Raw genomic sequence first — 7,693 nt, 5'->3', positions numbered from 1 at the left:
TTTTCTCCGCTTTCGACCGAGAAGATCGAATCGTTAATAGCGCCAAACAACAAGACTCTATCAACTCCTTCTGGGCTTCGATGAACTGAAGCAACTCGCCGTCTAATCCTGCATAACTCTTTGTTTACCAAGGAGTTTTACGTTTCGACTGCGCCGGAAGTGGGGCGAATTATAGACTTCCAGGATCTGCGGTCAAGCGTTAATTACGCTTTTGTTGCAGAGGGCGCTTTTTTAGTAATAAGTCGGGGGATTCGGCGCGCTACTGGCGGTACACGCAACACCAGAAGCAGCGCACCTATAGAAGCATAGATAGCCCATTCCTTCAGATCAGCCCGCACGATCCACAACATATGCAGCAAACCAAGCCCAAGAATTACATACACCATGCGATGCAGCTTCTTCCAACGACTACCCAGTCGGCGCTGGCTATAGCGATTAGACGTGACCGCCAACACCAACAAAGACAAGAACCCTAGCGCCCCCACAATAATGTAGGGCCGCTTACGCAGCTCCACACCCAATTGCGACCAATCCAGTCCCAGGACAAACACACAGTAAGCCACTAAATGCAGCACTACATAAACAAAGCACCACAATCCAAGCTGCCGGCGCACCGCGATCCACCCCGCCCAACCGCTCAGTTTCTGCAACGGCGTCATGCCGAGGGTAATCAGCAAGAGGATCAAAGTGCCCAAGCCAAGCCGGTCAACCAGCACCTTGCCCGGATCCGGCCCCAAGGCAAAACTCCACGCCTCATATAGCCATAACAACGGCCACACTGCCGCAGCTATAAAAACGACAACGCGCCAGATGGGGTAACGCATCAGTAGTTCTTCCGCAGATCAAGGCCTGTATATAAAGAGGCAACCTCATCCGAGTAGCCATTGAACATCTGCGTCTCACGCACATTGGGACTGAACAGGCCACTTGGCAGACGACGCTCCCGCGCCTGGGTCCAGCGGGGATGATCCACCGTAGGGTTCACATTCGCATAGAAGCCATATTCATCCGCCGCGATACTCTGCCAAGTGGTTTTGGGCTGCTCGCTTACAAGGCTGATACGCACGATGGATTTCACGCTCTTGAAACCGTACTTCCAAGGCACGACCAGACGTAAGGGTGCACCGTTCTGATTGGGCAACTCGCGCCCATACATGCCAACGGCAAGAATCGCCAAAGGGTTCATCGCCTCATCCAGACGCAGCCCTTCTACATAAGGCCAGTCGATCAAGCCAAAACTCGAACGCTGCCCAGGCATACTCTTGGCATCCTGGAGGGTTTCAAAGCGGATGTATTTAGCCTTGGAGGTAGGCTCAACCTGCTTGAGCAAGGCAGAGATCGGAAAACCCATCCACGGAATGACCATCGACCACGCCTCGACACAGCGCAAACGGTAGATCCGCTCTTCTAGCTGATAGGGCTTCATGAAGTCTTCAAGGGCATAACGCCCCGGCTTTGCGACCTCACCATCAATCACCACACTCCAAGGCTCGGTCTTGAGTGAGCCTGCATTTTTCGCAGGATCGCCCTTGTCTGTACCGAACTCATAGAAGTTGTTGTAGTGGGTTGCGTCCTTGAACGGGGTGATGGACTCATCCTTGACCGTCACCGCCTGCCATTTCGTTTCCGGCAATTTTTCGGCAAACCAATTGGGCGCCTTGCCAGACTCAACATCGGGATAACGCGCTGCCTCTTCTGCACTGGCCCAACGCGGCAGGCTGCTGGCAGCAATGCCGGCAAGCGCACCACCGAGCAAGCTACGGCGAGAAAGGTAGAAGGATTCAGGCGTGACATCCGATTCTTGGCAATCGGACGCTTTGGGCAATTTGATTAACATGGCAACTCCGCAGCATTGGAGAACTGATGCACCAATAGACTGCGGAGTATGGGGGAAATTACATTAAGGCAACGTTTTGTCCCGACGCATATGCAGCAAGTACTGAATCGGCCCCGAAGCGGCGTAGACCAGGAAAGCCAATAGCAGAATCCGAGGAGGGTCACTGAAGACCACCGCAAACACCAGTACCACTGCCAGGATCGCCACGAAAGGTACACGCCCTTTGAGATCAAGCTCCTTGAAGCTGTTGTACTTGATATTGCTCACCATCAGCATACCGGCCGCAGCAACCATCAACGCCACCAGGAACGACATTTTCGAACCCTGGATGCCGTAGTCGCTGAACGCCCAGACGATACCCGCCACCACCCCCGCCGCTGCCGGACTGGCCAGGCCAATGAAGTAACGTTTATCAGCAGTACCCACCTGGGTATTGAAGCGAGCCAGACGCAACGCTGCACCCGCGACATAGATGAAGGCGACCATCCAGCCAACCTTACCCATATCACCGAGCGCCCAGGCGAAGGCCAGCAGTGCAGGCGCAACACCAAAGGCAACCATGTCCGACAGCGAGTCATACTCGGCACCGAAAGCGCTTTGGGTGTTGGTCATGCGCGCCACACGACCATCAAGGCCATCCAGCACCATGGCCACGAAAATTGCGATGGCAGCAAAGCCGAAATACTTGCTGGCGCTCGCCGCATCACCGGCCGCCAGGGCGCTTTGGGCACTCATTGAGTTGATGATGGAATAGAACCCGGCAAACAAGTTTGCCGTAGTGAACAGATTGGGCAGCAAATAGATGCCACGATGCCGGACCTTGCGGCCTTCAGCGTCATGCCCTTCTTCGACATGCTCATCGATCGGCAGCAGGCTTTCGGCGTCAGAAGCCTGGTTTGGCTCTTCGGGACGTTCGCTCATGGACTTTACCTTGCAACGGTGTGAAAAAAATTCGACCAATACTTGCGGCGACTGTTCGCCCGCAAACGATGCAGCTTTATACCAGAACCCGCTCCCCAAACGAAAAAACGCGGCCTAAGCCGCGTTTTCTGTTGATACGTACGACTTAGTTTTTGGCTTTGTCGACGATCTTGTTGGCACCGATCCACGGCATCATGGAGCGCAGTTGCTCACCGATGACTTCGATACCGTGAGCGGCGTTATTACGACGCTTGGCGGTCATCGAAGGGTAGCCGGTAGCACCTTCGCTGATGAACATTTTGGCGTATTCGCCATCCTGAATACGTTTCAGGGCGTTGCGCATAGCCTGGCGGGACTCGGCGTTGATCACTTCCGGGCCAGTCACGTACTCGCCGTATTCGGCGTTGTTGGAGATCGAGTAGTTCATGTTGGCGATACCGCCTTCGTACATGAGGTCAACGATCAGTTTCAGTTCGTGCAGGCATTCGAAGTAGGCCATTTCCGGCGCGTAGCCAGCTTCAACCAGGGTTTCGAAACCGGCTTTAACCAGCTCAACGGTACCGCCGCACAGAACGGCTTGCTCGCCGAACAGGTCGGTTTCGGTCTCGTCCTTGAAGGTGGTTTCGATGATGCCGGTACGACCGCCACCTACGCCAGCAGCGTAAGACAGCGCAACGTTCTTGGCGTTGCCCGAAGCATCCTGGTAGATCGCGATCAGGTCAGGGATACCGCCGCCTTTGACGAACTCGGAACGTACGGTGTGGCCCGGTGCTTTCGGCGCGATCATGATCACGTCGAGGTCAGCGCGCGGCACAACCTGGTTGTAGTGGATCGCGAAGCCGTGGGAGAACGCCAGGGTGGCTCCCTTCTTGATGTTCGGCTCGATTTCGTTCTTGTACAGCGCGGACTGGAACTCGTCAGGGGTCAGGATCATGACCAGGTCGGCAGCAGCAACAGCGGAAGCAACGTCAGTCACTTTCAGGCCGTGGGCTTCAGCCTTGGCAACGGTGGCTGAGCCTTTACGCAGGCCAACAGTTACGTCAACGCCAGAGTCTTTCAGGTTGCAAGCTTGCGCGTGCCCCTGGGAGCCGTAGCCGATGATGGCGACTTTCTTGCCCTGGATGATCGACAGGTCACAATCTTTATCGTAGTAAACTTTCATGAGGTTCCTCTATATATCCAGGCCGTAAGGCCATTCGCTAATTTGGGTTAGATGCTGAGTACTTTGTCGCCACGGGCAATCCCGGTGACACCACTGCGTACCGTTTCCAGAATCGAGGCCGTCCCGATCGACTGGATGAAGCTGTCCAGTTTGTCGCTCGTACCGGTCAGCTGAACGGTATAAACGCTGGCGCTCACATCGACGATCTGCCCGCGATAAATATCGGTAGTGCGCTTGATCTCGGCACGCTGGGCACCCGTGGCCTTGACTTTAACCAACATCAGCTCGCGCTCGATGTGGGCACTCTCCGACAGGTCGACCAGCTTGACTACTTCGATCAGCTTGTTGAGGTTCTTGGTGATCTGCTCGATCACCTCATCGTGGCCCACGGTGGTCAACGTCAGGCGCGACAAAGTCGGGTCTTCGGTCGGCGCCACGGTCAGGCTTTCGATGTTGTAGTTGCGTTGCGAAAACAGGCCGACAACACGAGACAGAGCGCCGGGTTCGTTCTCCAGAAGCAGGGAGATAATGTGCCGCATGATTAAGTACGCTCCGTCTTGTTCAGCCACATATCGCGCATAGAGCCGTCTTTGATCTGCATCGGGTAGACGTGCTCGCTGGTATCGACCTGAATATCGAGGAACACCAGGCGGTCCTTCATGGCGAACGCTTCTTCCATCTTCGGCTTCAGATCTTTCAGATCGGTGATGCGAATGCCAACGTGGCCATAGGCTTCAACCAACTTGATGAAATCCGGCAACGATTCCATGTAGGAATGGGAGTGACGGCTACCGTAGCTCATGTCCTGCCACTGACGAACCATGCCCAGCACGCCGTTGTTCAAGCAGACAATCTTCACAGGAAGGCCGTACTGCAGGCACGTCGACAGTTCCTGGATGTTCATCTGAATGCTGCCTTCCCCGGTGACGCACGCAACGTCAGAGTCCGGGAAACTCAGTTTCACACCCATGGCTGCTGGGAAACCAAAGCCCATCGTGCCCAGGCCACCGGAGTTGATCCAGCGGTTAGGCTTGTCGAACTTGTAGTACTGCGCGGCAAACATCTGGTGCTGGCCGACATCGGAGGTCACAAAGGCGTCGCCCTTGGTCACTTCGCAGAGGGTTTCGATCACGGTTTGTGGCTTGATGATGCTGCCATCGCCCTTGTCGTAAGGGAACAGGCCGCGATCACCGCGCCATTCGTCGATCTGCTTCCACCAACTGGCAACGGATTCCTTGTTCGGCGTTTCGCCGATGTCCTTGAGCGCAGCGACCATCTCGGTCAATACACTTTCCACAGGACCTACGATCGGCACGTCGGCCTTGATTGTCTTGGAGATGGACGCCGGGTCGATGTCGATATGGATGATCTTGGCATTAGGGCAGAATTTGCTCGCGCCATTGATCACGCGATCATCAAAACGTGCGCCCACTGCCAGGATCACGTCGGCGTGGTGCATGGTCAGGTTGGCGGTGTAGCTGCCATGCATGCCCAGCATACCCACGAACTGACGGTCCGTACCCGGGAAGGCGCCAAGGCCCATCAGGGTGTTGGTTACCGGCAGGTTGAGCAGTTTGGCCAGCTCGGTCAGCGGTGCAGAACCGCCACCCAGGATCACGCCACCACCCGAGTACAGCACTGGACGCTTGGCCGCCAGGAGCATCTCTGCCGCCTTGCGGATTTGCCCCGAGTGCCCGCGAACGGCCGGGCTGTAAGAGCGCAGCTTGGCTTTCTTCGGGAAAACGTATTCGAATTTCTCAGCCGGGTTGGTCATGTCTTTCGGGATATCGACCACGACAGGACCCGGGCGACCGGACTGTGCGAGGTAGAAGGCCTTTTTCATGACGTCCGGGATTTCCGACGCATGCTTGATCATGAAGCTGTGTTTCACGATCGGCCTGGAGATACCGATCATGTCGGTTTCCTGGAACGCATCGGTCCCCACCATGGTGCTTGGCACCTGGCCGGAAATGATCACCATCGGGATGGAGTCCATATAAGCAGTCGCGATGCCAGTAATGGCATTGGTTGCGCCTGGGCCGGACGTTACCAGTACCACACCGGCTTTACCGGTGGCACGGGCATAACCGTCAGCCATATGGGTCGCGGCTTGTTCGTGGCGAACCAGGATGTGGGTAACAGCTGGTTCCTTGAACAGCGCGTCGTAAACATGCAGCAGAGCACCACCTGGGTACCCGTAGATATAGTCGACGCCTTCGTCACGCAAAAAGCGGACGAGCATCTCACCGCCAGATAAAAGCTCCACGTTGTTCACCTCTAAAACGCCAGAATACCGTCCGTTAAAAACCGACGGGTCTTAATAGGTTTACTTCTCAACAGAGCATGAGCGACGGTGGTCGCCGACTACGTCAGCACTGACTGAGCAAGTATTGGGATCGTCCCAAGTGTTGCGGGCTTTTCCCACCCAGCGCGAGGTAACGCGTTGCGGGTGTAACAGGTCGGCGCGGATGTGCGCCTCATGATCTGCTGAGCGGGCCTGCTTCTGGCAGTCCCGATACAGCGGACTTTGGATTCTTCTGTTTCAGGCCTCTCAAGTCAAGCAATAATTGCGCTTTTTTCCAACTAAGCGCATGAGAACGTAGAAGAAAGGGCTTTGAGGAGGGATAAAACTCGCCTGAATGTCGTCAAGCGGTAGAAATGTGCGCAAGACTGCCGGAAAAACCGGCAGCCAGGCAATTAACGAGCGTCGACGATCAGTTGATCGAACTTTTTCAGCGCATTACGCAAGCCCAGGCTTTCTCGCGGCCGATCGGCATAAACCATCTCGGCCATTTCGAGAATGCCTGAAGCATTCGGCAGCGGCAGGTCCTGTTCTAGGATCTGTTTCATGCGCACCAGGAAGATCCATTGCAACCACTGGTGGAAGTCCAGTGTGTCTACCGCAAACGGCTCGACGCTGCCGAGCGCCTCGGCGCTGGGGGACACTTCATCCCACCAGCCCTGCACGCGTAATTCGCGCTCAATCAGCAATAACTGTTCGGCAATCGCGGGAAACCGTGCATCCATCAGAGGTTGACCTTGGCTTTTTGCCGAGCCTGGGCAGCGCCGGCAGCGTCACCTTGTGCGGCACGCGCATCGCCGATCAAAGCCCACAAGCTGGCTTGCAGGTCGGGACGACCGCTGGCCAGCGTGAGACCACGACGAGCGAATTGTTCGGCCTGCGGCGCATCGCCCTGTGCCATGCGTACCTGGGCAAGGCGATACAGCACTTGCGGCTCGCGCGGAGCAACGCGTTGCGCACGCTCAAGGCTGGAGGACGCACCATTCAAGTCACCACCCGCCTGCTGTTGCTGGGCAGTGGTCAGCAACGCCAGCACCGGACCATCCAATTGTTCGTCGGCTGACAAGCCGCCAGCGCTGGAGGACGATGGAATGCCACTCGGCGTCGACGGCATGTTGTAGGTGCCCTGGTTGATCGGCGCGGTCTGCATTGGCGCGGAATCGATCGGCCCGGAGGTGCTTGGCCCAGGCGTCCAAGGCTCGGCACTGATTGGCGCCGCGGTAGCAGCACCGCCGCCCGGCACCATCACTACCACACCCGAGTCCTGTGGCACGGCCTGAGGCCTGGCCTGGGCCGGACGGTTGGTCACGGTTTGGCGGAAACCGCCATTGGCCGAGATCCGGTCATTATTGGAGACAGCTGTGCTCGAATCCACAACCGGAATAGAGCCGCGCTGCACGCTGGAGCAACCGCCGAGCAAAGCCAGAGCTGTAATAGCTGGAATCCACCACTTGTTCACTTGAAACCCTCT

At 56.5% G+C, this 7,693-nt stretch carries 8 protein-coding genes; all 8 read right to left on the bottom strand.

Features of this window, described 5'->3' with window-relative positions; genetic code table 11:
* Positions 1–203 precede the first annotated feature (203 nt).
* Positions 204–824 carry a protein-methionine-sulfoxide reductase heme-binding subunit MsrQ gene (gene msrQ / locus HCF10_RS23115; protein WP_145336532.1) on the bottom strand — a complete coding sequence of 207 codons (621 nt, stop codon included), beginning with the start codon at positions 822–824 and terminating at the stop codon, positions 204–206.
* Positions 824–1,837, bottom strand: coding sequence for a protein-methionine-sulfoxide reductase catalytic subunit MsrP (msrP, locus tag HCF10_RS23110; protein ID WP_131699430.1), 1,014 nt, complete (start codon positions 1,835–1,837; stop codon positions 824–826). The genes msrQ and msrP overlap by 1 nt, the downstream gene beginning before the upstream one ends.
* A gap of 63 nt (positions 1,838–1,900) precedes the next feature.
* Positions 1,901–2,758 (bottom strand): CDP-diacylglycerol--serine O-phosphatidyltransferase, encoded by an 858-nt coding sequence (gene pssA, locus HCF10_RS23105; protein WP_053137711.1) that lies wholly within the window; start codon positions 2,756–2,758, stop codon positions 1,901–1,903.
* A 145-nt stretch (positions 2,759–2,903) separates the two neighbouring features.
* Positions 2,904–3,920 carry a ketol-acid reductoisomerase gene (ilvC, locus tag HCF10_RS23100; RefSeq protein ID WP_003176099.1) on the bottom strand — a complete coding sequence of 339 codons (1,017 nt, stop codon included), beginning with the start codon at positions 3,918–3,920 and terminating at the stop codon, positions 2,904–2,906.
* Between the two features lie 47 nt (positions 3,921–3,967).
* Positions 3,968–4,459, bottom strand: coding sequence for an acetolactate synthase small subunit (gene ilvN / locus HCF10_RS23095; protein ID WP_003176102.1), 492 nt, complete (start codon positions 4,457–4,459; stop codon positions 3,968–3,970).
* Positions 4,460–4,461: 2 nt separating this feature from the next.
* Positions 4,462–6,186, bottom strand: coding sequence for an acetolactate synthase 3 large subunit (locus HCF10_RS23090; RefSeq protein WP_065925350.1), 1,725 nt, complete (start codon positions 6,184–6,186; stop codon positions 4,462–4,464).
* 431 nt (positions 6,187–6,617) lie between these two features.
* A complete protein-coding gene (locus tag HCF10_RS23085) occupies positions 6,618–6,947 on the bottom strand; it encodes a YqcC family protein (protein ID WP_131699429.1) in 330 nt (109 codons plus the stop codon).
* Positions 6,947–7,681, bottom strand: coding sequence for a tetratricopeptide repeat protein (locus HCF10_RS23080; protein WP_131699428.1), 735 nt, complete (start codon positions 7,679–7,681; stop codon positions 6,947–6,949). Before HCF10_RS23080 ends, HCF10_RS23085 begins: the two co-directional genes overlap by 1 nt.
* Positions 7,682–7,693: the final 12 nt, after the last annotated feature.

It is taken from the genome of Pseudomonas sp. B14(2022) (genome assembly GCF_012030485.1).
Taxonomy (GTDB): Bacteria; Pseudomonadota; Gammaproteobacteria; order Pseudomonadales; family Pseudomonadaceae; genus Aquipseudomonas.
The sequence above is the reverse complement of the archived record's forward strand: the minus strand, read 5'-3'. Positions and strand labels throughout refer to the sequence as shown.

Coding starts and splice junctions, on each gene's coding strand:
- pssA (WP_053137711.1), bottom strand. CDS start 2,758: ATGAGCGAACGTCCCGAAGAGCCAAACCAGGCTTCTGACGCCGAAAGC.
- HCF10_RS23085 (WP_131699429.1), bottom strand. CDS start 6,947: ATGGATGCACGGTTTCCCGCGATTGCCGAACAGTTATTGCTGATTGAG.
- msrQ (WP_145336532.1), bottom strand. CDS start 824: ATGCGTTACCCCATCTGGCGCGTTGTCGTTTTTATAGCTGCGGCAGTG.
- ilvC (WP_003176099.1), bottom strand. CDS start 3,920: ATGAAAGTTTACTACGATAAAGATTGTGACCTGTCGATCATCCAGGGC.
- msrP (WP_131699430.1), bottom strand. CDS start 1,837: ATGTTAATCAAATTGCCCAAAGCGTCCGATTGCCAAGAATCGGATGTC.
- ilvN (WP_003176102.1), bottom strand. CDS start 4,459: ATGCGGCACATTATCTCCCTGCTTCTGGAGAACGAACCCGGCGCTCTG.